At 74.3% G+C, this 25,091-nt stretch carries 16 protein-coding genes; 10 read left to right on the top strand and 6 right to left on the bottom strand.

The window, feature by feature from the left end; translation table 11 throughout:
* Positions 1–238: 238 nt before the first annotated feature.
* Positions 239–1,456: a PucR family transcriptional regulator gene (locus tag HNR21_RS36365; RefSeq protein WP_182705610.1), complete on the top strand. Its 1,218-nt coding sequence runs from the start codon at positions 239–241 to the stop codon at positions 1,454–1,456.
* Here HNR21_RS36365 and HNR21_RS14320 read toward each other — a convergent pair.
* From HNR21_RS14320 to HNR21_RS14310, 3 genes are all read right to left on the bottom strand, one after another.
* Positions 1,409–2,827, bottom strand: coding sequence for a cytochrome P450 (locus HNR21_RS14320; protein WP_182705609.1), 1,419 nt, complete (start codon positions 2,825–2,827; stop codon positions 1,409–1,411). The genes HNR21_RS36365 and HNR21_RS14320 overlap by 48 nt on opposite strands.
* A gap of 169 nt (positions 2,828–2,996) precedes the next feature.
* Positions 2,997–4,088: an acetate/propionate family kinase gene (locus HNR21_RS14315; RefSeq protein ID WP_182705608.1), complete on the bottom strand. Its 1,092-nt coding sequence runs from the start codon at positions 4,086–4,088 to the stop codon at positions 2,997–2,999.
* 28 nt (positions 4,089–4,116) lie between these two features.
* Positions 4,117–6,492, bottom strand: coding sequence for a phosphoketolase family protein (locus HNR21_RS14310; RefSeq protein ID WP_182705607.1), 2,376 nt, complete (start codon positions 6,490–6,492; stop codon positions 4,117–4,119).
* Positions 6,493–6,673: 181 nt separating this feature from the next.
* On the opposite strand from HNR21_RS14310, the gene HNR21_RS14305 reads away from it, so the two are divergent.
* From HNR21_RS14305 to HNR21_RS14290, 4 genes are all read left to right on the top strand, one after another.
* Positions 6,674–7,513, top strand: coding sequence for an acyl-CoA thioesterase (locus tag HNR21_RS14305; RefSeq protein ID WP_182705606.1), 840 nt, complete (start codon positions 6,674–6,676; stop codon positions 7,511–7,513).
* A 179-nt stretch (positions 7,514–7,692) separates the two neighbouring features.
* The gene (locus tag HNR21_RS14300; protein ID WP_182705605.1) at positions 7,693–8,229 is read left to right on the top strand and encodes a hypothetical protein; all 537 of its coding nucleotides are present in this window, start codon (positions 7,693–7,695) and stop codon (positions 8,227–8,229) included.
* Between the two features lie 204 nt (positions 8,230–8,433).
* Positions 8,434–9,600 (top strand): FKBP-type peptidyl-prolyl cis-trans isomerase, encoded by a 1,167-nt coding sequence (locus HNR21_RS14295; RefSeq protein ID WP_119727537.1) that lies wholly within the window; start codon positions 8,434–8,436, stop codon positions 9,598–9,600.
* Between the two features lie 250 nt (positions 9,601–9,850).
* Positions 9,851–13,207 (top strand): transglycosylase domain-containing protein, encoded by a 3,357-nt coding sequence (locus HNR21_RS14290; protein WP_182705604.1) that lies wholly within the window; start codon positions 9,851–9,853, stop codon positions 13,205–13,207.
* Between the two features lie 73 nt (positions 13,208–13,280).
* Here HNR21_RS14290 and HNR21_RS14285 read toward each other — a convergent pair whose 3' ends face one another.
* A complete protein-coding gene (locus HNR21_RS14285; protein WP_182705603.1) occupies positions 13,281–13,676 on the bottom strand; it encodes a DUF8711 family protein in 396 nt (131 codons plus the stop codon).
* Between the two features lie 250 nt (positions 13,677–13,926).
* Here HNR21_RS14285 and HNR21_RS14280 point away from each other — a divergent pair, with 250 nt between their 5' ends.
* The 3 genes from HNR21_RS14280 to HNR21_RS14270 all read left to right on the top strand — a co-directional run bounded on the left by HNR21_RS14280 (position 13,927) and on the right by HNR21_RS14270 (position 18,420).
* The gene (locus HNR21_RS14280) at positions 13,927–16,893 is read left to right on the top strand and encodes an SseB family protein (protein ID WP_182705602.1); all 2,967 of its coding nucleotides are present in this window, start codon (positions 13,927–13,929) and stop codon (positions 16,891–16,893) included.
* Entirely contained in the window at positions 16,890–17,258 is a 369-nt protein-coding gene (locus tag HNR21_RS14275) for a UCP033725 family protein (RefSeq protein ID WP_119727532.1), read from the top strand. Before HNR21_RS14280 ends, HNR21_RS14275 begins: the two co-directional genes overlap by 4 nt.
* Positions 17,259–17,400: 142 nt before the next feature.
* On the top strand, positions 17,401–18,420 hold the full coding sequence (locus tag HNR21_RS14270; RefSeq protein WP_182705601.1) for a hypothetical protein: 1,020 nt from the start codon (positions 17,401–17,403) through the stop codon (positions 18,418–18,420).
* A gap of 18 nt (positions 18,421–18,438) precedes the next feature.
* On the opposite strand, the gene HNR21_RS14265 is transcribed toward HNR21_RS14270, so the two are convergent.
* Together HNR21_RS14265 and HNR21_RS14260 are read right to left on the bottom strand one after the other, a co-directional pair.
* Positions 18,439–19,254 carry a TrmH family RNA methyltransferase gene (locus HNR21_RS14265; protein WP_182705600.1) on the bottom strand — a complete coding sequence of 272 codons (816 nt, stop codon included), beginning with the start codon at positions 19,252–19,254 and terminating at the stop codon, positions 18,439–18,441.
* 39 nt (positions 19,255–19,293) lie between these two features.
* The gene (locus HNR21_RS14260) at positions 19,294–20,283 is read right to left on the bottom strand and encodes an endonuclease/exonuclease/phosphatase family protein (protein WP_220500156.1); all 990 of its coding nucleotides are present in this window, start codon (positions 20,281–20,283) and stop codon (positions 19,294–19,296) included.
* 389 nt (positions 20,284–20,672) lie between these two features.
* Here HNR21_RS14260 and HNR21_RS14255 point away from each other — a divergent pair, with 389 nt between their 5' ends.
* Positions 20,673–23,219: a substrate-binding and VWA domain-containing protein gene (locus HNR21_RS14255; protein ID WP_182705599.1), complete on the top strand. Its 2,547-nt coding sequence runs from the start codon at positions 20,673–20,675 to the stop codon at positions 23,217–23,219.
* A 267-nt stretch (positions 23,220–23,486) separates the two neighbouring features.
* Positions 23,487–25,034, top strand: coding sequence for an RNA polymerase sigma factor (locus tag HNR21_RS14250; RefSeq protein ID WP_182705598.1), 1,548 nt, complete (start codon positions 23,487–23,489; stop codon positions 25,032–25,034).
* Positions 25,035–25,091 lie beyond the last annotated feature (57 nt).

The following is a 25,091-nucleotide window of genomic DNA, read 5'->3' as shown; positions in this document are numbered from 1 at the left end:
CATCCGGGGCGGCCGACGCCTCGGCGCAGCGGACAAACTCCGCCCGGACGTTTGTCAGCGGGCCGAGTCCCCCGCCGGTGAACTCGCGTCGCTCCCGTCACGGCGGTCCCGGATCACGGTGCGGGCGCCCATCGGCCGCTGTGCGCCCGCACAGCCGTTCCCGCTTCTGAAATGTCCCGGCTCGTGGAACGATGTTCGGCCCGGGAGACACCGAGGTGACCGAACTCCGGAGGATCCAGTGGCGGCGGCGTACACCTCCAAGGAGCACCTGGTCATCCAGACGGCGGTGCGCGGGCTGTACGACCGGCTGCCGCAGCTGACCGACCGTCTGGTGGAGGAGATGCGGCGCGGGCAGGACCCGCCGCCCGGCGACGACCGCTCGTTCTGGAAGTCCACCTACCTGGGGCTGCACGCCGTCCTCGACGCGGTGGCCTCGCGCGGCGGCCGGCGGCCGGACCTGAACTTCGCGCGGCGCATGGGCCGCGGGTACGCCGAGCGGCGGATCCCGCTCGACACCGCGCTGCGGGCGTACCGGCTGGCGGGCTCCGTCCTGTGGGACGGCATGGTGGACGTCATCCGGTCGCGCCACCCGGACGACCTGCCGGTGCTGGTGATCAGCGCCCGCCGCACCTGGCAGATGATCGACGAGCTGTCGGTGGCGGTGTCGGAGTCCTACCGGCAGACCGAGCGGCGGCTGCGCGACGCCGACGGCGAGCAGGGCTACCGGATGCTGGACCTGCTGCTGGACGGGCGCGGCGACGCCGAGACGGCCCGGCGGGCGGCCGCGGCGCTGGACCTGCCGCCGCACGGCCGGTACGCGGTCGTCGCGGTGCCCGCCGCGGGCGTCCGGGCCGGGGACGGGCTGCTGCCCGAGGAGGCCGAGGGCCTGCGGTTCGTGTGGCGGGCCCGTGGCGACGCCCGGTACGGCGTGGTGCATCTGGGGTCGGCCGGGCTGGACGCCGTGGAGCGGGCGCTGCGGCCGCCGCCGGCCCGCGACGCCGGCATCAGCCTGGTGGTGGAGTCGCTGACCGGGCTGGCGCGGGCCCGCCGGCTGGCCGCGATCGCGCTGCGCACCTGCGCGGGCGCCGGGCCGCGGATCAGCCGGCTGGACCGCCACCTGCCGGAGGCGCTGGTGGCGGTCCAGCCGGAACTGGCCGGTCACCTGCGGGACGCGGTGCTCGGCCCGGTGCTGGCCCTGGAGCCCGCCGAGCGGGACGTCCTGCTGCGGACGGTGCGGGTCTGGCTGGACTGCGCGGGCTCGACGACGGCCGCCGCCGAACGCCTGTACTGCCATCGCAACACCGTGCTGAACCGGCTGCGCCGGGTCGAGCACCTCACCGGCCGCCGGCTCGCCGACCCCCGCCAGGCGGTGGAGCTGGCCCTGGCGGTGGAGGCGGTGCGGCTCGGCTCAGCGGGCGCCGCGGCGCAGGCCGCGCAGGAAGCGCCACAGCGCTGAGCGGGGCTGCTCGGGCCGCGGGGCGTCCGGCTCGGGCTCGAACACCGGCTGCGGCGCGGGCGACGGGACGGGCTGCGCCGGGCGGGGCGCCAGCTCGTACCGGACCGGCAGCGAGCGCAGGCCGCGCATCAGCGGGGACGAGCGCCAGGGGAGCTGGTCGGGGGGCAGGGTCAGCGACAGCGCGCCGAAGCGGGCGAACAGCCGGTCGATCGCGGTCTCCACGATCATGGTGGCCAGCTCGACGCCCAGGCAGTGGTGCGGGCCGGCGCCCCAGGCCAGGTGGGCGCGGGTCTGGTAGACGCGGTCGGCCCGGTCCAGGCCGGCCCCGCCGGTGAACGCCGGGTCGGCGTGCGCGGCGGCCACCGACAGCATCACCGGCTCGCCCGCCCTGATCAGCCGGCCGCCCAGCCGGACGTCGGTGGACGGGCAGCGCATGGTGAGGTTGGCCATCGGCGGGCTGGCCATCGCGACCCGGTTGACGGTCTCCCGGATCAGCCCGGCCGACAGGCTGTCGCGGACCCCGGCGCCGCCGTTGATCACCTCCACCACGGTGTTGTTGATCAGCACGCCGGGGAAGTCCCCCGCCACCCCGACCAGCATCATCAGCTCGCGGGACAGCTCGTCCACGGTGAACTCGGGGCGGGCGGCCAGCATGTGGGAGGGGAAGTCGTCGCCGGGCCGGGCCATCTTGGCGGCGGCCAGCTCGGCCAGCGCGGCCAGCAGCCGTTCCAGGGCGGGGCCGGAGTCGGGGCCGGCGTCCAGCACCCGCCACATGTCCATCAGCACCTCGTCGCCGGCGCCGTTCGCGAAGCCCAGCAGCCGGTCCACCACCATCAGCGGCAGCGGCCGGGCGTACTGGGCGGACAGGTCGGCGAACCCGCTGCCGCCACTGCCCTCGGTCATCACGTCGATCAGCTCGTCGGCGTACCGGGCGGTGGCCGCCCGCAGCTCCCTGGCCTGCGGGGAGGCCGGGTCCTGGAACGGCCGCAGCGCCGCGTGGTAGGCGCCGCGCAGCTCCTCCAGCCGCCGGCCCTCCTGGAAGACCACGTGGTCGACCTCCAGGGCGGGCAGCAGCGGCCAGTCGCGCGGCACCCGGCCCTCGGCGTAGTCCCGCCAGGCGTCCAGCCGCTTGCTCCAGACGCGGTCCCGGTTCTGCATGACCTCCAGCACCTCGGCGTAGCCCAGGGCCAGCCACACCGGCACGCCGAGCAGGTCGACCGGGGCCACCGCGCCGTGCCGGGCCCGCAGCGACTCGTAGACCAGGGCGGGCCGGGCCTCGTAGTCCCGGGTGATGAGGGGGTCGGTGGCCAGCTCGCGCAGGGACGGCCGCTCGGTGGACGACGGATCGGTGGCTTGGACGGGCCTATCCATCACGTTCCCTCACTTCGATCGCAGATCGTCTGCGAATCCATCGCTCCCACCCCGAGACGAGCGCTGGATCGACAGTCAGGCGAATACGGGCGACCAAATCTAGCGTGACTGGAGGGAAAATTGTGGCACATCCGATTCGTCCGATCGCGTGCCGTAACGGAGGCCCCCGCTAGCGGCCCAGCACGCGGCGCACCCCGGCGGCGATCTCCAGGTCCTCCCGGGAGGTGACGACGAGGGTGCGGACGGCCGCGCCCGGGGCGGTGACGTCGGCGTCGCCGCGGACGGACCCGTTGGCCCGCTCGTCCACCGCCACCCCCAGGTACGCCAGCCCCTCGGCGACCTCCCGCCGCAGCTGCGCGTCGTGCTCGCCGACCCCGCCGGTGAACACCAGCGCGTCCAGGCCGCCCAGGGCGGCGGTCATGGCGGCGACGCAGGCCCGCAGCCGGTGCAGGTAGACCGCCAGCGCCAGCCGGGCGTCGGCGTCGCCCCCGGCGGCGCGCCGCCGGATCTGCCGCATGTCGCCCGTTCCCGCCAGCGCCTGGAGCCCGGAACGGCGGCTGAGGGCCTCGGACAGCTCCTCGGCGGAGATCCCGTGCTTCATCAGCCACAGCACCAGGCCGGGGTCCAGGCTGCCGGGCCGGGTCGCCATGACCAGCCCGTCCATCGGGGTGAAGCCCATCGTGGTGTCCACCGACCGGCCCCCGGCGACGGCCGCCAGCGACGCGCCCGACCCCAGATGGCACACCACCAGCCGCAGCGCGGCCGGGTCGGCGTCCAGCATCTGCCCGGCCCGGCGGGTGGCGTACGCGTGCGACAGCCCGTGGAACCCGTACCGCCGCAGCCGGAAGCGGTCGCGCCACTCGGCGGGCAGCGCGAACGTCGCGGCGGCGTCCGGCATCCCGGCGTGGAATGCGGTGTCGAAGCACGCCACCGCGGGCGCGTCCGGCAGCTCCCGCCGGATCTCCCCCAGCGCGTACAGCGACAGCGGCTGGTGCAGCGGCGCCAGGTCGGCCAGCTCGTACAGCCGCTTGGTCACGTCGTCGTCGATCAGCACCGGCCCCCGGTACTCCGCCCCGCCGTGCACGAACCGCACGCCGACCGCGTCCGCCGGGGGCAGGCCCGCCAGCGCGCCGGCCAGCACCTCGCCCTCGCGCTCGGCCGGGCCCGTGCTCAGCTCGGCGTGCCCGACCAGGGAGTCGTCGTCCTCCAGGATGCTGATCTTGAGGCTGCTGGATCCGGGGTTGACCGTCAGGACCCGCATCGGCCGTTCCTCTCCTCTGGCAGGGCCTCTAGTAGGGCCAGCTCCAGCCGGTGATGTCGGCGGGGTCCTGGCCGTGCTCGCGGGTGTGGTCGCGGTGGCGGCGGCGCTCGTCCATCATGTGCTGCCGCACGTGCCCGGCCCGCCCGCCGAGCTCGGGCACCCGGTCGATGACGTCCATCACCAGGTGGAAGCGGTCCAGGTCGTTCATCATCACCATGTCGAACGGCGTGGTGGTGGTGCCCTCCTCCTTGTAGCCGCGCACGTGCAGGTTGCCGTGGCCCCTGCGGCGGTACGTCAGCCGGTGGATCAGGTACGGGTAGCCGTGGAACGCGAAGATGATCGGCCTGTCGGTGGTGAACAGCGCGTCGAACTCCGGATCGGACAGCCCGTGCGGATGCTCGGCGGCGGGCTGCAGCCGCATCAGGTCCACCACGTTGACGACCCGGACCCGCACGTCCGGCAGGTGGCGGCGCAGCAGGTCGACCGCGGCCATCGTCTCCAGCGTCGGAACGTCCCCGGCGCAGGCCAGCACCACGTCGGGGTCGGCCCCCGAATCGGTGCTCGCCCACTCCCAGATGCCGATGCCGCGGGCGCAGTGGGTGACCGCGTCGTCCATCGACAGCCAGTTGGGCGCGGGCTGCTTGGCGGCCACCACCACGTTGACGTAGTCCCGCGAGCGCAGGCAGTGGTCGGCCACCGACAGCAGGGTGTTGGCGTCCGGCGGCAGGTAGACCCGGATGATCTCGGGCTTCTTGTTCATCACCACGTCCAGGAAGCCGGGGTCCTGGTGGGTGAAGCCGTTGTGGTCCTGCCGCCACACGTGCGAGGACAACAGGTAGTTCAGCGAGGCGATCGGCTGCCGCCACGGCAGGCTCCGGGTGACCTTCAGCCACTTGGCGTGCTGGTTGAACATCGCGTCCACGATGTGGACGAACGCCTCGTAGCTGTTGAACAGCCCGTGCCGCCCGGTCAGCAGGTAACCCTCCAGCCAGCCCTGGCACAGGTGCTCGCTGAGCACCTCCATCACCCGGCCGGACGGGGCCAGGTGCTCGTCGGTGTCCAGCCGTTCGGCCTCCCACACCCGGTCGGTGACCTCGAACACCGCGCCGAGCCGGTTGGAGGCGGTCTCGTCCGGGCCCATGATCCGGAAGTTGTCGGGATTGCGGACGATCACGTCCCGCAGGAACCCGCCGAGCACCCGGGTGGGCTCGTCGAACGTGGTGCCGGGCGCCTCGACCGGCACCGCGTGGCCGCGGAAGTCCGGCATGACCAGCGGGCGCAGCAGGAGGCCGCCGTTGGCGTGCGGGTTGGCGCTCATCCGCCGGTCGCCCTCGGGGGCCTGCGCGCGGACCTGCGGCACCGGCCGGCCGTCCTCGTCGAACAGCTCCTCGGGCCGGTACGACCGCAGCCACGTCTCGAGCTGGGCCAGGTGGTCGGGGTCGTCGCGCACCCCCGACAGCGGCACCTGGTGGGACCGCCAGGTGCCCTCGACCGGCAGGCCGTCGACCTCCCGGGGACCGGTCCAGCCCTTCGGGGTGCGCAGGATGATCATCGGCCAGCGGGGGCGGGCCCCGTCGTGGCCCTCGCGCGCCGCCCGCCGGATCGCGGCGATCTCGTCCATCGCCCGATCGAGGGTCTGGGCCATCTCCCGGTGCACGGTCTCCGGGTCGCTGCCGGACACCACGTAGGGCTTGTGGCCGTACCCCTCGAACAGGGCCAGCAGCTCGGCCTCGGGGATGCGGGCCAGCACCGTCGGGTTGGCGATCTTGTAGCCGTTCAGGTGCAGGATCGGCAGCACCGCGCCGTCGCGCGCCGGGTCCAGGAACTTGTTGGAGTGCCAGCTCGCCGCCAGCGGCCCGGTCTCGGCCTCCCCGTCGCCCACGATGCAGGCCACCACCAGCCCCGGGTTGTCGAACGCGGCGCCGTAGGCGTGCGCGAGCGCGTACCCCAGCTCCCCGCCCTCGTGGATCGACCCGGGCGTCTCGGGGGCGACGTGGCTGGGCACCCCGCCGGGGAACGAGAACTGCCGGAACAGCCGCCGCATCCCCGCCTCGTCCTGCGACACCTCCGGGTAGACCTCGCTGTAGGTGCCCTCCAGCCAGGCGTTGGCCACCGCGGACGGCCCGCCGTGCCCGGGGCCCATGATGTAGATCATGTCCTGGTCGCGGGCCCTGATGACCCGGTTGAGGTGCGTGTAGCAGAAGTTCAGGCCGGGCGAGGTGCCCCAGTGGCCCAGCAGCCTCGGCTTGATGTGCCCGGCCGTGAGGGGCTCGCGCAGCAGCGGGTTGTCCAGCAGGTAGATCTGCCCGGCCGACAGGTAGTTGGCGGCCCGCCAGTGCGCGTGCAACGCCTGCAGTTCGTCGTCGGTGAGGGCGGGCGCGGTCGGTGTCGTCACGTCGGTCATGGAGCCGTTCCTCCGTGGTCGGTGCCTCCAGGACGGGCACGGCTCCGCCCGTCCCGCGCGGGGGACGCAAGCCGACCTGCCCGCGATCGGGCGGAACGAACCTCCCCGGCGCGGCCGGGGCGCGGTGAGCGCGGGATCACGCGCATGCGACCATGTCGGGCAAAACCGAAGGGGATTCGAGATGCCGGACGAGACGTCGGAGGAGATGCCGGACGCCCGGGCCGCCGCCGCCCAGATGTTCGCCCTGGAACCGCTGGACGGCGACGCCTTCGTGATCGCGCCCGACGGGCACGGCCGGGAGCGGCTGTTCGGCGGGCAGGTCGCCGCGCAGAGCCTGCGCGCCGCCTGCCTGACCATCGAACCCGGCCGCCCGCCGCACTCGCTGCACGCCTACTTCATCCGCCCCGGGATGCCCGGCGAGCCGCTGCGGCTGGACGTGGACCGCACCCGCGACGGACGGGCGTTCTCCACCCGGCACGTGACCGCCAGCCAGGGCGGCAAGCCGATCTTCGAGATGGTGGCCTCCTTCCACGACCCCGAGCCCGGCTACGACTGGCCGCCCCCCGAGCCGCCGCGGGTCCCCGGCCCCGAGGGACTGCCCCGGCCGGGGGTGCTGCGGCTGATGCGGCATCCGCGGATGTTCGACATCCGGCTGGTGCGCAGGCCGCCCGCGGACCGGTTCCCGCTCCCCCACCCGTTCTGGATCCGGGCCTCCCAGCGGCTGGACGACGACCCGGGACTGCACGCCTGCCTGATCACCTACCTGTCGGACATGGCGGTGGTCAGCAGCGCCCGCGCACCGGGCTCACCGCGCGACCTGGCGCAGGCGGTGACCCTGGACCACGCCGTGTGGTTCCACCGGCCCGCCCGCGTCGACGAGTGGCTGCTGTACTCGGTCGACCCGGTCACCAACCACGGCGCCCGGGGCCTGGCCCGGGGGTCGCTGCACACCGCGGACGGCGTGCTGGTCGCCTCGATCGCCCAGGAGGCGCTGCTGCGCCCCGCGACCCCACAGGGCTGACCCGTTCTCGACCGGGCCCCGGCAGGAGGGCCGGGCGACCCCCGGCTACCACGGTGGGAGCAGCCGGCCTCGCCCCGGCTGCTCCGCACGGGTGACCCCGCGATCCTCCGACCATGCGACGACGGCCCCCATGCCGTCCGGCGACCCTGCGGGTGTCCGTTCCAGAGAGGAAGCCCGCGATGTCCGTCGTCGAACGTCCCGCACGCACCGCCACCGGCAGAACGCGGCTGACCCCGCGAGCCCGCAAGGCCCTGCTGCTCACCCACGTCCTCGCGTCGGTCGCCCTGGTCGGGGAGGTCTGGGCGCTGGTGGTGCTCAACCTGACCGCCACGCTGACCGGCGATCCGGGGCTGGCCGAGTACGCCTACCGGCTGCAGACGCCGCTGGTCTTCGCGGGCGGCATCCCGCTCAGCATGATCTCCCTGGCCAGCGGCATCACACTCGGCCTGGGCACGCACTGGGGCGTGCTGCGGCACGTGTGGGTGGCCGTGAAACTGCTGCTGCTGGTGGCCACGATCCTGGTCGGCGCCCTGCTGTCCGACCCCGAGGCGCTCGCCGCGGCCGCCGAGGTGACGGCCCGGCGGCAGTGGGAGCAGAACGCCGAGGTCGCCGTCCAGTTCGCCATGCTGCTGGCCGCCACCGCGCTGTCGATCTACAAGCCCAGGGGGCGCCTGCCGCGCCGCCGGACCCGGAACGGTTCGGCCGCGCGTGACTAGACTGCGTTCGGCACGGCCCCGCATCCGGGGTCACGGCCGGGCCAGGCTTGGTGGGGTTCACCGCTCCCATCCGGTTCCGGCGACCGGTCCGGGCCGATACATTCGGTCCGGTCTTGTTCGCACGGTTTCACACTCCCCTTAGGCCGGTGCTGGCAAGGTGTGTGTGCTCTTTGAGGTGTCGTCTAGCCGGAGACAGTGAGGAAAATGCCCGAGGATGACAAGCCGGGCGGCGGCGGGTCGGCCCCGGCCCCGCGCCTGAAGGCCAAGCTGCCGAGCGCCCAGGGCATCAAGCGGCCGGACTTCACGCCGCACGGGATCAGCGCGGGACGCGACCGCCGGATGCCCGCGCGCCCGTCCCCGCTGACCGCGGCGCAGGCCCGCAAGCGGCGGCGGATCACGATCGCCGCGCTGCTGGTGGTGGCGCTGGCGGCGGGCGGCCTCGGCTACTGGTGGTTCACCCGCCCCGGCCCGACCCTCGAGGTCACCGGCGCGTTCGGCAAGGAGCCCAAGGTCGAGATCCCCGACGAGGTGCGGCCCACCGGGAAGCACTCCGCCAAGGTCCTGATCCAGGGCAAGGGCGCCAGGCTCGCCGCCAACGACCTGGTGTACCTGCACTTCGCCTACTACCGCTGGCCCGGCACCAAGCCGTCCCCCTCCGCCGGGACGGGCCAGGGCGAGGGCGAGGGCCAGGACAACGGCAAGATCGCCAGCAGCTACGCGCAGGGCGGACCCCGCGGGCTGACCGTCGGCCGCAAGGACGCCACCGGCCTGGACAAGGCCATCGACAAGGCGCTGATCGGCCAGCCGGTCGGCAGCCGGGTGATGGTGGAGGTGCCGCCGAAGGACCTCGGCCAGGCCGCCGCGGAGTTCGGGCTGGCCAAGAACGACTCGCTGCTGTTCGTGCTCGACCTGGTCAAGGCGTTCCCCTCGGTGCTGCCGGACGAGCAGAAGAAGTTCGACGAGGACGGCCTGCCCACCGTCGAGGCCAAGAAGGGCCAGGCGCCCGAGGTGAAGGTGCCCGACGAGGAGGCCCCCGACAAGCTCGTGATCAAGACCCTGATCGAGGGCAAGGGCCCGGCCGTGGCCAAGGGCGACCAGGTGATGACCAACTACAAGGGCGTCATCTGGGACTCGGGCAAGGAGTTCGACTCCAGCTGGAAGAACGGCTCCCCGCAGCCGTTCGAGATCGGCACCGGCAAGACCATCCCCGGCTTCGACAAGGGCCTGGTCGGCGTGAAGGCCGGCAGCCGGGTCATGCTGGTCCTGCCGCCCAAGGAGGGCTACGGCAAGGAGGGCAACGAGCAGGCCGGCATCAAGGGCGACGACACCCTGGTGTTCATCGTGGACGTCCTCGGCACCGCGCCCAAGTGATCCAAGATCGTCCTGCCGAGACGGCGGCGGACTCCCGGCCGGGGGTTCCCGCCGTCTCGCCGTTCCGGTCGCCCGCCGCGTGACCGCCCGGACGCCGCCCATCCCTCCGCACCGTCCGGACGGCGTCCGCGACAACCATCGGAAAGTGTTGACCGTCATGAATGTGGAAGCCATCGAACGTGAACGTTGACGTACCGGCACAGCGGACGACCTCGGCGGACATCCGTCACTGGAACATCACGGGGGGCGAGTGAGCAGCAGCGGCAAGGGCGCCGACGAGACCAGGTCCGGTTCTCCGGAGGACCCGCCGCCCCCCGCCCGGGCGGACGGCGAGCCCGCCGTCCCCGCCCCAGACCCCCCGGCCGCCCCGGATCCGGCCGCCCAGAACCCACCCGCCGTCACCGGCCCGTCCCCCACCGACCAGATGCCCACCGACCCCGAGCCCACCGAGCCCACCGAAGCCCCGGCCCCCACCGAGCCCACCGTCGTCTCCGACGCGGACTCGGTCACCGCCAACGCCTGGTGGAAGACCGTGGAACTCCCCGAGACCCCCGCCGATCCCCCGGCGCCCGCAGAGGAGAACCCTCCGAGCGAGGCCACGGCCGTCGACCTCCCACCCCTCCAGGACACCGCCGCACCGGCAGCGCCCCCGACGACGGACGAGCCGACAGACGACGCGCCCGTCGACGGCCCGGCGTCCTCCGCGGAGAACGTCTCGGATGAGGCGACAACCGCCGATCCTCCGGCCGCCCGCGACGCCGACCCGCTGACAGCGGCCCCGGCGGCGGACGAGCCCGCGGACGACACGACCATCGACGACCCGCCCCTCCAGGACACCGCCACATCGACGGCGGCCTCAGAAGAGAACGCCCCGAACGAGGCCACGGCCGCCCACGACACCGACCCACCGGCGGCGGACGAGCCGGGAGACGACGCGGTGCCTCAGGGTGCCGCCACGGGGGCGGGGGCCTCGGAGGAGAACGCCTCGGCCAAGACCACGGTCGTTGATCTCCCGGTGCTCGAGGAGGACGACCCGGCGGCGGCCTCGCAGGAGGATCGGTCGGCGGACGATGCGTCGGCCGGTGCTGCGGCGTTCCAGGACGCCGGCACGCCGGGGGCGGCCTCGCAGGGGAACGCCTCGGGTGAGGCGACTGCCGTTGATCTTCCGGTGCTCCAGGGGGACGGGGCGTCGGGAGGCTCCTCGGCGCTCCGGGGTGCCGCCGCCGTGGGGGCTGCCGGGGCGGCTGCGGGAAGTGCTTCCGGTGGGGGTTCCGGGAGCGGTGTTGCCGGGGAGGACCAGGACGCAGGCGGAACGGAAGCGAACTCCGAGGCCGCCGCGGACGTCAGTATGGGAGAGGTCGAAGACCAGAAGACCGGCGAGCCGGAGGGGGACGCGGCTGTGGGGGCGGCTGCGCAGGAGGCAGGAAAGGACGGCAGGGGCGGCAGGCGGCGCAAGGAGCGCGGCCGGGCGGCGCGGATCACGCGCCGGGTCGCCTTCGCAGTGCTGGGCTTCCTGCTGCTGGCGATCGCCGCGTTCACCGTGGCGTACCTGCTGACCCCGGTGCCCTCCCCGCAGGAGGACGCCGTGGCGCAGGGGCCGGAGTTCTACTACAGCGACGGCAAGACGCTGATCGCCAAGATCGGGGTGAACCGGCAGAAGGTCGAGCTGGACGCGGTCCCCGAGCACGTGCGCGACGCGGTGATCGCCGCGGAGAACCGCAGCTTCTACGAGGACCCCGGGGTGTCGGTGCGCGGCACGGTCCGGGCGTTCTGGTCGACCGTCACCGGCGAGCAGCTGCAGGGCGGCTCGACCATCACCCAGCAGATGGTCCGCAACTACTACCAGGGCCTCGGCCAGGAGCGCACGGTCAGCCGCAAGCTCAAGGAGATCATGGTCGCGCTGAAGGTGGACAGCCAGCGCGACAAGGACTGGATCCTCGAGCAGTACCTGAACACGATCTTCTTCGGCCGGGACGCGTACGGCATCCAGGCCGCCGCGCACGCCTACTACAACAAGGACGTCGGGGAGCTGACCAAGGCCGAGGCCGCCTACCTGGCCGCAGCGATCCAGCAGCCCACCCCGTTCGGCGACCCCACCGGGGAGAACCGGGCGATGGCCGAGGGCCGCTGGCGGTCGGTGGTGCGGGCGATGGTCGAGACCGGCGCGCTCGGCCCGGACGAGGCCGCCCGGATGACCTTCCCGGCGCCGGTCAAGCAGAAGGTCACCGACGTCCTCAAGGGCCAGACCGGCTACATGGTCCGGATCGCCCAGAAGGAGCTGCGCGAGCGCCGCGGCTACACCGAGGACGAGATCAACCGCAGCGGGCTGAAGATCGTCACCACCTTCGACAAGCGGCTGATGGACGCCGCCGAGAAGGCGGTCAAGGCCAACCTGCCCAAGGGCACCGGCAAGACCACCCTCACCGGGCTGGTGTCGGTGGACCCCGAGACCGGGCAGGTGGTCGCCTTCTACGGCGGCCGCGGCTATCTGGAGGAGCAGCTGTCCACGTCGTTCGGGCACTGGGCGCAGGCCGGGTCGGGCTTCAAGCCGATCGTGCTGGCCGCCGCGCTCGACGCCGGCAAGACGCTGAACAGCACGGTGAACGGGGCGTCGCCGCAGTACTACAACGGCCACCCGGTCAAGAACAGCGGCGGCACCAGCTACGGGTACGTCAACCTGGTCACCGCCACGCAGAACTCGGTGAACACCGCGTACGTGAACCTGGGCCAGGAGATCGGCCTGGACAAGGTCACCGACATGGCCGTCAAGATGGGCATCCCCGAGGGCCAGCTCACCCAGAACGACGCCAACAAGGCCCCGACGTTCCCGCTGGGCGTGGCGTCGGTGCGGGTGGTGCAGCAGGCCGGGGTGTACGCGACGTTCGCCGCCGAGGGCGTCTACCACACCCCGTACGTGGTCAAGTCCGTCAAGGAGCTCGACGGCGACGAGCACGAGTACACCGAGAAGGGCAAGCGGGCGTTCAGCGAGCAGATCGCCCGGGACGCCACGTACGCGATGACCAAGGTGGTGCAGGGCGGCACCGGCACCGCCGCCCAGCTGTACGACGGGCGGGACGTGGCGGGCAAGACCGGCACCACCGACAACGGCAACGCGCTGTGGTTCAACGGGTTCATCCCGCAGATGGCGACCTCGGTGGCGATCTTCCGCAGCGACAGCCCCACCAAGCAGGTCGACATCGGCGGCTACAGCGCGTACGGCGGCGTGCTGCCGGCGCAGATCTGGCGGTCGTACATGACCGAGGCCGTCAACATCAAGAACCTGTCGCCCAAGAGCTTCGGGCCGCCGTCCACCTACGCCTCCGGGGGCGGCGGGTACGACCCGTCGCCGGGCGGGGGCGACTCCACCGGCCGCCCGGACGGTCCCGGGAACGGGCCGGACCTGAGCCCGCCGCCCGGCGACGACGGGCCCGGCACCGGTGATCCGGAGGAGCCGGGCGGGCCGCCGGACGAGCCGGAGGAGCCGGAGGAGCCGGACCCGCCGTTCGAGCCGCCGGGCGGCGGAGGCGACGGTGACGGCGGCGGCGGCTTCCGCGGGCTGGGCGCGCTGCCCCAGCAGAGCGGAACGTCCGGTACCCGCCGCGCCTAGGCCCGCAGGACGGTCCCGCAGGACAGTGACGCGCCCGCCGCGAAGCCGCGGCGGGCGCGTCGCATGTCCGGGGTCACTCGCAGGCGCCGCCGAGCCGTCCGGGGGTCTGGGCGAGGGTGCTGTTGAGCGGGGCCGCGTCCCCGGTCGCCAGCGCCTTGGCGGCGGTGCGGAGCCGGGCGGACTCGTCCTTGAGTGCCTTGCGCAGGGCGGCGTCCTCGGCGGTGTCCGCCAGCGTGTCCAAACGTCCGGCGAGCTGCTCGGTGACCTGCTTCCACTGGGCCGGCTCGTTGGCGGGGACCTGGTTCAGCCGGCCCACGTACTCCTGGACGGCGCGCCTACTGTCGGCGCACACCTCGCTGGTGTTGCCGCCGAACATCGCGCAGCCTCCGGCGCCCACGGCCGCCAGCGCCAGCACCGCCGCCGCGGCCGACCCCCGCAGCGCACCCCCGCGCCGCACCCCGTAACGCATCGAACCCTCCCAGACTGGACCCCACCGGCGGTGCCCATCCTTGCGCATCCGCCACCTCGTGCGCGCCCGTCCCGGCCCAGGTGGAACGCGCCGTATCCGCCGCCTACTCTGAGCCGGAGCCCCCGTGCGCACGTCCGCCCGCCCGCTCGGGGGCGGGCGCTTGCTGTCCATTCGCCCGTGTAGCGTAAGCGGGTCCGTAAGTGTGCTCGGTGGCATGGGGGCGCACTGAGCCTCACAGGGGGTGGCGAACGTGGCCGACGCGTGGCGGCCGGCGAACGATCTCGAACACCGGATGCGGGACGCCGTGCAGGCCGGTGACCAGGAGACCTTCTTCCGGGTGCTGGCGGAGGCCGAGCTCGTCGTCCCCGTCCCGCCCGACCTGGTCGACGAGGTGCTGGCGGGACGGGCGCAGCCGCCGTGGCCGTCCCGCGAGGAGCACGGCCGGGTCCACGTGCTGGCGTTCACCTCGGCGGCGGCGATGCGGGAGAGCTTCGGCCCGGCCCACCGGCACTTCGTCACGCTGCGGTTCCGGGACGCGGCGGCGGGCTGGCCGGACGCCCGCTGGTGGCTGCTGGTCGACGCGGGCCTGCCGATCGAGGCCCGGCTGCCGTCGTGGTTCCTGACCCAGCTGGTCGAGGGCGACCCGCGCCCGCCGAGCGCCGGCCCGCTGTCCGCGCCCGCTCCGGCCCAGCCCGCTCCGGCCCAGGTCGCTCCGGAGACGGCGGCGGAGGAGGAGCGGCCGGCCCCGGTGGTGACCGCCCGGCACGCCGCCGGTGCGGCCAAGGACGCGCCCGAGCAGCCGTTCCAGCCGGCGAACGACGTGGAGCGGGAGCTGCTGCGGGCGCTGGCCGCCGACGACGAGGACGCGTTCCTCAAGGCGCTGGCCGGTGCGGAGGTGCTGCTGCCGGTGCCGCGGGACATGGACTACGCGCTCAAGCCGGGCCGCGCGGGCTTCCCCTGGCAGACCGGGGAGGTCGAGGGGCACACGGTGATCCCGGTGTTCACCTCGCCGGAGCGGATGCGCGACCTGATCGGCGACGCCGCGGCCGGGCAGGGTCCCGCCGAGCACATCACGCTGCCGTTCGCGGCGGTGGCGCGGTACTGGCCCGACCGGGACTGGGGGCTGGCGGTCAACGGCGGCACCCCGGTGGGGGCCATCCTGCCGGGCGACCGGCTGGCCGGGCTGTCGGAGTGGGCCGACGAGGTCGCCGCGCGGCGGGCGGCCGACGGGTTCGAGCCGCAGAACGACGTCGAGCGGCGGCTGGTCGAGGCCGCCGCCCTGCCGGACGGCGACGCGTTCCTCAAGGTGCTGGCCGGGGCCCAGGTGCTGGTGCCCGCCGACCCCGAGACCCCGTGGGGGATCCGCCCGGACGACCCGGAGTTCCCGTGGCGGCCGGTGCCGGTGCGGGGGGCGCCGGCGGTCCAGGTGTTCACGTCGCTGCGGTGGATGCACGAGGCGATCGGCCCGTCCCGGTTCGTCATGCCGGGGTTCTGGGAGGTCCTGGCGGCCTGGCCGGACGACGGGTGGACGCTGGTGGTCGACCCCGGCACCCCGATCGGCACGGTGCTGACCGCCGACCGGATCCGGGACCTGGCCAAGGCGATGACCCCGGCCGAAGCCCCCGAACCGGTCCGGGAACCGGCCCCCGAGCCGGTCCGGGAGCCGGCCCCCGAGCCGGTCCGGGAGCCGGCCGCCGCGCCGGTGGCCGACCGGCCGGAGGAGCCCGCGCAGGACTGGGTGCCGGCCCGGCCCACCGAGCCCCCCGCGCCCGCCGAACCCGCCACGCCCGTCGAACCCCCCGCGCCCCCCGCGCCCGCCGAGCCCGCCGCGCAGCGCGCCGAGCCGCTCGAGCCGCCCGCCCGGCCCGAGCCGGTGGAGCCGCCCGAGCCGCCGTTCGAGCCGGGCAACCGGATCGACCAGGAACTGTACGAGGCGGCGCAGGCCGGGGACACCGACGCGTTCCTGCGGGTGCTGCTGGCGGCCAACGTGCTGGTGCCGATCCCGGCGGACGCGCCGCTGGAGCTCACCCCGACCCAGCCGGAGTTCCGCTGGTCGGCGGCGATGCGGGACGCCGCCACGGTGCAGGTGTTCACCTCGCTGCTGCGGCTGCGCGAGGTGATGCCCGCCTCCCGGTTCGTGTACGCCGACTTCCGGGAGCTGATCCGGCACTGGCCGCGCCCCGACTGGGCGATGGCGCTGAACCCGGGCACCCGCATCGGCGCCTCGCTGGAGGGCGACCAGGTGCAGGCGCTCAGCGAGTGGGCGACCCGGGTGGGCCTGTTCCGGCCCCGGCCGCAGGTCCCGCCCGCCCCGGTGCCGCCGGCCTCGCTCGGCGCGCCCGCCCCGCGGCGCGACCCGCGTCTGGACGACCCGGCCGAGACGGTGTTCGACCTGCCGCCGGTGACCGACGACATGCCGCCGCCCGGCGACCCCACGGCCACCATGGTCGACGGGCCGCGCGTGGACGACCCACTGCGGACCACCGCCGACGCGGTGGAGGCCGCCGCGGGCGGCGACCCGACGCAGACGGTGATGGACCCGGCGACGGCCGAGGCGATGGCGCAGGCGGCGGCCGGTCCCGCCGGGCCGTCCGGACGGCCCGAGCAGCCCGAGCGGCCGGTGGCCGGTGCCGCCCGGCGGGCGCGGCCTCAGCAGGCACGCCCGCCGGAGCAGTCCGCCGGTCAGCCCGCCGTGCTGCAGAAGGTCGTCCCGCACGGCCATGTCGGCTGGTATCTGGAGCAGGGCTACGACCGGGTCGGCGGGTTCGTGCACCTGGTCTCCGACGTGGCCGAGCTGCAGACCCCGGCGCAGCTGTACGAGGTGCTCGGGCTGCTGTACGAGGACTCCCCGTTCTCCCTGGACGACGAGGGCGTGTACGTCATCCGCTGGCCGGGGTACTGCCCGGACCTGTACCGCATCCCGTTCGGCGGGCGCACCGAGGAGGAGGTGCGGTCCTGGGGCGAGGCCGGCTGGGTGCAGGAGCGTCCGCCGTTCCTGGGCACCGGGTTCGCCCCCGGCAGCGCCGGGTCGATCCGCGAGTACAAGGTCGACAGCGCCCGGCTGCCGTACGGGGCGGAGATGTACTACCTGGGCCGGGACGGGACCGAGCGGTTCGTCGCCATGTACGACCCGGACCGGCTGGCCTGGCTGCGGCCGGAGCAGGAGGAGGGTGACGGGGCCGCGGAGCACGAGGACAGGGCGGAGGTCGGCCGATGATCCGTGACGGGTACCTGGCGACCTGGCAGGGGGTCGAGTACGAGGCCAGCCCCGGCGCCGACGGCCGGGTCAGGCTCTACACCACCGGCCCCGCCGAGGGCTTCCGGGAGGTCCGGCCGGGACGGCACTGCCGGGTGGTGCCCGCCGAGGAGGTGGACTCCCTCCGGTACGTCCGCACGGCCTGCACCTGGCGCGGTGAGCCTTTCATCGTCGTCGGGGAGCACGACAACTGGTTGCGCGTCGAATATGCCGGCGGGCGCGCTCATGTGGCGGAACGGCTCGAACTCGACCGGATCGACCACGGAGTGTGGCAGGCCTGGGCGGCTCGCTCGGAAGTAGAGGATCTTCACGAAATATTCGTGTGATCCAGGTGACCCGGCCCCGGGTTGCCCGGGAGGATGATCCGTGTTGCGATGGTTGCGCACACCCAGTCCGGGTAAAGGCGCGGTGTGACGGAGCCCAAGGCGGGTCGTTCTGGTCGAAGGCGATCGACGGAGGTACGGGGGCGTGTTCCGATCGGCGGGCAACCCGATCGTGCTGGGACTGGGGACGGCGGCCGTCCTCGCACTGGGAGTCACCTACCCGGCCTGGGCACTGGACGACGCCTCCTCCAGCACCTCGCAGCCGTCCGGTGACGAGGCGTCGGACCGGGTGAGGATCACGTTCGCGGTGACGGAGCCGGTCCCCAGGGGCAAGGGGTTCGAGGTCAAGGTCACGGTCACTCCGCTGGAACAGCCCGAGCCGACTCCGACGCCATCGTCTTCCGAGTCGCCGAGTCCGACTCCGAAGCCGGAGGACCCCCTCGCCGGGATGAAGCTCGTTCTGAGGGCCCCGAACGTGCCGGCGCTCACCCTGTCGCGGTGCACCGTCGCCGAGCCCTGCGCGCTGGCGACCCCCGAGGACCCCGATGCGGCGGGTGACACGGAGACCATCCTCGTCACGATCCCCAAGAGCTACACGCCCAAGAATCTGACGCTGATCGCCAAGGTCACCGCCGAGGGCGTCGAAGTGGGCTCGGATGAGGAGACCGTGACGGTCAGGCAGCCGCCGCCCCCCTCGCCGACCAAGACCTCTCCCAAGCCCACCAAGACCCCGTCCAAGGACCCGGGGCGGCTGGACCGTTCCCCCACCTCGGGGTCGTCGGGCTCCGGCGGCGGTTCCTCGAGCGGATCGGGCGGCTCGTCGGTGTCCGGCGGGGTCGCCTACACGCCGCCCGCGCCCAACGGGTCGGCCGCCACGCTGCCGCCGGTGAGCCTGCCGCAGGCCGGCGCCCCCGCGCCCACGATCGCACCCGGCACGGCGGGCACGACCGGGACGGTCGCCCCGCAGACGGCGCTGCGCAGCGGCACCGATCCGGTGGCCTACCGGCAGGAGTTCGACCAGCTCGCGCGCACCCAGGCGGCCTGGCTGTCGGCCCTGGTCGTGGCGTTCTGCCTGCTGGTCGCCCAGCTCCGGCTGAACCGCGGCCGGACCGCCACCGCCGCCGCCCCGGCCCGCCGCCGCAAGGGCGCCCACCGCCGCCGCTGACCGGGCCGTTCCGGACGGTCAGGACCGCATCAGCCCGTAACAGGCGATGGAGGCGGCGGCCACCACGTTGAGGGAGTCGACGCCGCGGGCCATCGCGCCGGGGCTCATCGGGATGCAGACCGCCTCGTCGGCCGCCTTGAGCCAGCGGGAGGACAGGCCGTCTCCCTCCGTGCCCAGCATCAGCGCCACGCGTTCGCCCCACACCGCCTTCTCGATCGGGACGGCCGACTGGTCGGGGGTCAGGGCCAGCAGCCGGTGGCCCGCCGCGCGCAGTTCGCCGAGCCCGTGGTGCCAGTCGGTCATCCGGGCGTACGGGATCGCGAAGACCGCGCCCATGGACACCTTCACCGAACGCCGGTACAGCGGGTCGGCGCAGCGGGGCGACAGGACGACCGCGTCCACGCCGAGCGCCGCCGCGCACCGGAAGATCGCGCCGACGTTGCCGTGGTCCACCAGGTCCTCCAGGACGAGGACGCGGCGGGCGTCGGCGACGAGTTCGGGCACCGGGGGCAGCGGACGGCGGGCCATGGACGCCAGCGCGCCCCGGTGGACCGGGAAGCCCACGATGCCCTCCAGCACGGCGTCGTCGGCGACGTACACCGGGGCGTCGACGCGTTCCAGCAGGTCGGCCAGGGGGTCGAGCCAGCGCGGGGCCATCAGCAGGGAACGGACCGGGTACCCGGTCTCCACGGCGCGGCGGATGACCTTCTCCCCCTCGGCGATGAACAGTCCGTGCTCGGCCTCCAGGCTCTTGCGCAGCTGCACGTCCCGCAGCCGCACGTAGTCGGCCAGCCGCGGGTCGGCGGAGTCCGCGACGGTGATCAGGCGCCCCATGCCTCCAGTCTGCCGTGCCGGCCGGAACGCCCCGTCCGGTCAGGGCAGGCGGATGTCGGCGAACACGGCCCGGTGGTCGCTGCCCGGCACGTCGTGCACCGCCACGTCGCGCACCGCGCAGCGGCGGTCCACCAGCACGTGGTCGATGGTCAGGTAGGCGGGCAGCCGGGGGTCCCGCCAGGTGTGCACCAGGCCCTTGCCGACGCGGTCGGCGGCGTCGGCGTACCCGCGGTCGAGGAGGCCCCGCAGCTCGGCGTGGTCCAGCGTGGCGTTGAAGTCCCCGGCCAGGACGCGCACGGTCCCGTCGCCGGCGGGGGGCAGGGCGCGCATGTCGTGCCGCCACTGCGGGATGGCGGCGCGGGTCACCGGGGGCGGCGGGTGCACGGCGGTCACCTCCACCCGGCGGCCGCCGGGGAGGGTGAACTCCGCCCGGGGCATCGCGAAGACCGTGCCGGGCACGGCGGGCAGCGCCCGCAGCGGGTACCGCGCGTACAGGCCGGTGCCGCCGGCCCCGGTCCGGGCGTCCAGCACCTTGTGCGGCAGCAGCCTCCCCAGTCCCGCGCCCTCCAGCCGGGGCACCGCGTCCGGGGTCAGCTCCTGCAGGCTCAGCACGTCCACGTCGTGGCGCCGTACCAGGTCGCGCACGGCCTCCGGGTCGGCCTCCCCGAACAGCAGGTTGACGGTCAGCACCCGCAGCGCGGGGCCGCGCGCGTCCGGCTGGCCGCCGCCGACCGCCCGCGGCAGCACGCAGAACGCCAGCACCAGCATGACCGCCGCTCCGCCGATCACGGCGCGGCGGCGGCGCAGCAGCGCGGCGAAGGCGACCGGCAGCACCGAGGCGGCGGCGATGTAGGGGGTGAACGACACCGGCGGGGTGGCGGCCGCGCCGATCCAGGGGGCGCGGTCGATCCCCGCCAGCCGGGCCAGCGCCCACAGTCCCCAGCAGATCACCGCGGCCCAGGCCAGCGCCGAGACCCACAGGTCCGGCCGCCCCGCGGCCCGCGTCCGGTCGCGCTGAACGTCGTCCACCCGTCGCCCCCGTCTCCCTCGCCACTGCCCCCACAGAGTGTTGACGTCACGGTACGCGACGAAGTTTCCGCAAGATCAAAAACGGACTTTTCCGAACAAGCCGGTCAAAAGCCCGGCGGCCGGGTCCGGCAGGGGCGTACCATGCCGGGAAGGCCTCGCGGGAACCGGACGTACGCGACATACAGCAGAAGTCCATCGGGCGTGTGATCGGCGGCACGGGCGACCGCGTCCCACCGCGGCCCCCGGGCATCGTGGCCCGGCGCCGGGGAGACCCTCCACACGCTCATTGACCTGCGAGATCACGTCTTGCGGCGCTTTGTCACCGTACAACGGTGCGGCTACAGTGCCGGGAAGCATTTGGGACGGTATCTGGTGAAACGAGGACAGTCGTGAGCGGACGTCATCGCAATGACCTGCCGGACGAGCACGGCGAAGGCGGGCACGAGGCATCTGCTCCCCCGCCCTACGGCGGGTCCGGCGCGGACACGTCCGACTGGTTCACCCCCCGCGACACCCAGGGCCGACCCATCGCCGGGCGGTCCTCGGACTACGGCGAGGACCCGCTGACCTCGCCGCCGGGCGGCTCACCCGGCTATCCGGCCGGCGGCCCCTCCTCCGGCAGGTACCAGTCCCGCCCTTCCGGAGGGTACGAGCGTCCCGGCGGCAGCGGCGGCTACCAGCAGCCCGGCGGCGGATACGAGCATCCCGCGGGCAGCGGCGGATACGAGCGGCGCCCCGCGGGCGGCGGCGGCCATGAACAGCCCGGCAGGTACGACCGGCCCGCCGCGGGCGGCGGTTACGGACAGTCCGGCGGCTACGAGCGGCCCGGCACCGGCGGCTACGGGACGCCCGGCCGCCACGACGTGCCGGGCGCGGCGGGCGCGGCTGGTCGCGGGGGCTCCGGGGAGAGCGACATCCCCGACTGGTTCGGCACCGAGGGCGGCGGACGGCGGTCCGGGTTCGAGGCCGGCGGCTTCGGCGGCGCCTCCGACCCGGGCTACGGACCGGGGCGTCCCGGCGGTCCGGGCGCCGGCCGGGAGCCGGGCGAGCGCGATGAGGGCGGGTCCTTCGCCGGGGCCGGCTACGGCGCGTACGAGTCCATCAGCCGGTCCGACGGCGGCCCCACCCTCGGCGGGCGGTCCGGCGGCGGCCGGTCGGGCGGCGGCTCGCGCCGTTCCGGCGACTACGACAGCGGCGACTACGAGTACGGCCGGCGCCGCAAGCGCCGCGGCGCCGGGATGATCGGCCCGATGGCCGGCGCGGTCGGCCTGGCGCTGCTGCTGGGCGTCGGGGTGTACGCGTTCGCCGGGGGCGGCGGCTGCGGCGACGACGCGCTGTCCCTGGACGTGGCGGTGGCGCCGGACATCGAGCCGGCGGTCGCCAAGACGGTCGGCCGGTTCAACGACGCCGAGCACGAGGTCGACGGCAAGTGCGTCAAGGCGACCGTGCGGGCGGCCGAGCCCTCCGCGGTCTCCACCCTCCTGCAGGGGCAGAGCGTGGAGAGCGCGGGCAACCGGCGCCCAGACGTGTGGATCCCCGACTCTTCGCTGTGGGTCTCCCTGGTCCGCACCTCCGAGAAGGGCAAGGACGCGGTCCAGCCCACCAAGACCTCGGTGGCGCAGAGCCCGATCGTGGTGGCGATGCCGCAGCAGCTCACCCAGAGCCTGCGGCAGAACGGCACCATGACCAACCCGTCCTGGGACAGCCTGCTGAGCGTGGCGGGCGGCAGCCAGGCCGGGACGGTCACCAAGAACCAGCTCCTCCCGGCCAGGAGCGTGCGGCTGTACCTGCCCGACCCGTCCCGCAACGCGGCGGGCATGGGCTCGCTGCTGATCGCCAACACCCTGCTGGCCAACGACCCGGACCGGGAGTCGGTGCTCACCGGCATCGTGCGCAAGATGCGGGAGAACACCACCCCGACGGTCAAGTCGCAGTTCGCCTCGTTCCGCCGGGACCGCCAGGGCCGCTACCCGATCGCGCTGTCCTCCGAGCAGGCGGTGTGGGCGCACAACCGGGACAAGCCGCAGGAGCCCGCGGTCGCGATCTACCCCACCGAGGGCACCCTCCTGCTGGACTACCCGCTGGCGGTCAGCACCGCCGACCCGGCCCGCCGGCAGGCGGCCCGGCTGCTGGAGCAGGCGGTCAACACCGAGCCGGCCCGTGAGGACGTGCGCGGGCAGGGCTTCCGCTCCGCCGACGGCAAGGCCCCCACCACGTTCGACGACGACAGCGGGGTCGACCCGCGGCGGGTGCGCCAGCTGCCGGCGCCGCAGCCGGCCGTGGTCCAGGGGCTGATGCAGGCCTGGGCCAAGCTGTCGCTGGGCATGCGGATGCTGTCGGTGATCGACATCTCCGGCTCGATGCTGGAGAGCAGCGGCGGGGTGACCCGGATGCAGGCCACCGCCCGGGTGGCGCAGGGCGGGCTGTCGCTGATGTCCAACGACAGCGAGCTGGGCCAGTGGGTGTTCTCCACCGAGGTGGACGGAAGCAAGGACTACAAGGAGACCGTCCCGATCGGCCCGCTGGGCGAGCGGATCGGCTCCACCACCCGCCGTCAGCTGATCCTGTCCAGCCTGTCGCAGATGCGGCCCAAGCCGAACGGCGACACCGGGCTCTACGACACGATCCTGGCCGCGTACGAGCACATGACCGGCACGTACAAGCCGGAGTTCGTCAACTCGATCGTGCTGTTCACCGACGGCAAGAACGACGACGACAACGGCCCGACGCTGAACCAGACGCTGGACCGGCTGCGCGGGATGGCCGACTCCACCAAGCCGGTGCAGGTGATCATCATCGGCATCGGGAGCGGCATCGACGTCAACGAGCTCCGGCAGATCGCCGCGGTCACCGGCGGCAGCGTGTACGTGGCCAGGACCCCCGCCGAGATCCAGAAGATCTTCCTGCAGGCGATGTCGCGGCGCATCAGCAACTGATCCGTTCGTCCGGGGCCCGGCCCCGGACCCCTGATGAGCAGGTCAGGCGACCCTCGCTGCGATGCGGTCGCCTGACCTGTTCCCGTCTGGGCCCCCTGCCGGGCGCTCAGCCGGTTTGACGAAAATTGCGTGGAATCTCGTGTCAACCAGCGGAGTGCACCGGCCGTCCTGTTAGATGGAGGCCCGACGGGAGCGGGGCGTCGGGCCTCCACGCATCCCGTGACCGGTATCAAGCCCTCGAGTGCCGCAGCACGGGAGAATTTCACAGTGTCCGGATGGCCGAGCAGCGACCGCGACGACGACCGGCGTCTGACCGAGGCCCTGGCGGCGGGTGACATCGACGCCCTGACGCAGCTCTACGACACCCACGCCCCCAGGCTGTACGACTACTGCCACGCCCTGCTGCCCGACCAGGCCGCCGCGGCCGCCGCGCTGCGCGACGTCTTCCTGGCGGCCTGCGCGCACGCCGGCCGGCTGGCCGACCCCCACCTGCTGCGGGCCTGGCTGTATGCGCTGGCCCGCACCGAGTGCCTGCGCCGCCGGCGGGCCCGCGACCGGGACGGGCGGCGGCCCGAGCGCGGCTGGATCGTCGACCCGCGCACCGGCGAGGCCCGGCCGCCGGAGCCCGCCCCGGAGGCCGACGGCGCGTTCCTGGACGAGGAGGACCGGACCCGCCGGCTGGAGATGCGCAAGCTGGTGCACGGCGCGCTGGCCGGGCTGCAGGGCCGTGAGCGCGAGGCGATCGACCTGCTGATGCGGCACGGCATGACCCCGGCGGAGCTGGCCGGTGTGCTCGGCCTGGACGACACCACGGCGGCGGAGCTGGCGGTGGCGGCGCGCGCCGCGCTGGAGGACGCGCTGCGGGTGCCGGCGGTCGCGGAGTTCGGGCGATGTCCCGAGGTGACCGCGATGGTGACCGGCAAGCAGCGCCCGCTGGATCCCCAGGTCGTCCGGGACGTGGACGGGCACATGGCCGAGGGCTGCCCGATCTGCGCGCAGGACCGCACCCGGCTGGCCGCCGCGGCGCTGCTGCGCACGCTGCCGGTGGCGCTGGTCCCGTTCGAGCTGCGCGCCCAGGTGCTCCGCGCGGCCGTCGACCCGGCCGGCGAGCAGGCGCGGCTCGCCGCGGCCCGCAACGTCGAGCCGCTGGACGAGTGGGGCTGGCCGCTGCCGGCGGGCGCGGCGGCGACTCCGGCGGGCGCGGCCGAACCGCAGCGGCGGCAGCGGCTGCTGCCCGTGCTCGCGGTGGCCGCCGCGGTGGTCGTGGTGCTGGGCGCGGCGTTCTGGCTGCTGCCCGGCGGCGGGGAGGACCCCGCCGTGGGCGGATCCCGGCCGGGACCGCCGGTGCCCGCGGACACGGGCGTTCCCAGCGACACCGGGTCGCCGGAGGAGTCGCCGGCCCCGGAGCCGAGCAGCCCCTCGGCGAGCCCGACCACGCCGTCGGCGTCCCCGTCGACCGCCTCGCCCACCCCCACGGCCAGCCCCACGACCACCCGGCCCGCTCCGCGGCCGCAGCCGCCTCGGCCCCGGCCGGGAACGCTCCAGGTCAGCGGTTGCCGGATGGAGGAGGGTCAGCGCTCGTGCACCATCCGGATCACCGCGCAGGGCGGCGCCGTCGACTGGCGCGTCACGGGGACGCGCGGGCCGATCAGAGTGTCGGGCGGCGGCGGCAGGCTGGCGCCGGGCCAGACGGAGACCCTGACGGTGAGTCGTGACGACGGCTGCGACGGCCCCGGCTCCGACGGGTCCGGAACGGTGTACTTCTCCCCCGACGGCGCGGCCAGGGTGAGCTGGGAGTGCGGCTTTTGGGACTGACGGGCGGCGCGCCCGGGGCCCGCGGCGCCTGACCGCGTCCCGGACCCCGGGCGTCCC

It is taken from the genome of Thermomonospora cellulosilytica (assembly GCF_014138835.1).
GTDB classification, from domain to species: Bacteria; Actinomycetota; Actinomycetes; order Streptosporangiales; family Streptosporangiaceae; genus Thermomonospora; species Thermomonospora amylolytica.
The sequence above is the reverse complement of the archived record's forward strand: the minus strand, read 5'-3'. Positions and strand labels throughout refer to the sequence as shown.

What these genes read in the sequence shown, in the direction of transcription:
- HNR21_RS14315 (WP_182705608.1), bottom strand. Translation starts at nt 4,088, where the DNA reads ATGCGGGTCCTGACGGTCAACCCCGGATCCAGCAGCCTCAAGATCAGC.
- HNR21_RS14300 (WP_182705605.1), top strand. Translation starts at nt 7,693, where the DNA reads ATGTCCGTCGTCGAACGTCCCGCACGCACCGCCACCGGCAGAACGCGG.
- HNR21_RS14295 (WP_119727537.1), top strand. Translation starts at nt 8,434, where the DNA reads ATGCCCGAGGATGACAAGCCGGGCGGCGGCGGGTCGGCCCCGGCCCCG.
- HNR21_RS14305 (WP_182705606.1), top strand. Translation starts at nt 6,674, where the DNA reads ATGCCGGACGAGACGTCGGAGGAGATGCCGGACGCCCGGGCCGCCGCC.
- HNR21_RS14275 (WP_119727532.1), top strand. Translation starts at nt 16,890, where the DNA reads ATGATCCGTGACGGGTACCTGGCGACCTGGCAGGGGGTCGAGTACGAG.
- HNR21_RS14310 (WP_182705607.1), bottom strand. Translation starts at nt 6,492, where the DNA reads ATGACCGACGTGACGACACCGACCGCGCCCGCCCTCACCGACGACGAA.
- HNR21_RS14285 (WP_182705603.1), bottom strand. Translation starts at nt 13,676, where the DNA reads ATGCGTTACGGGGTGCGGCGCGGGGGTGCGCTGCGGGGGTCGGCCGCG.
- HNR21_RS14320 (WP_182705609.1), bottom strand. Translation starts at nt 2,827, where the DNA reads ATGGATAGGCCCGTCCAAGCCACCGATCCGTCGTCCACCGAGCGGCCG.
- HNR21_RS14265 (WP_182705600.1), bottom strand. Translation starts at nt 19,254, where the DNA reads ATGGGGCGCCTGATCACCGTCGCGGACTCCGCCGACCCGCGGCTGGCC.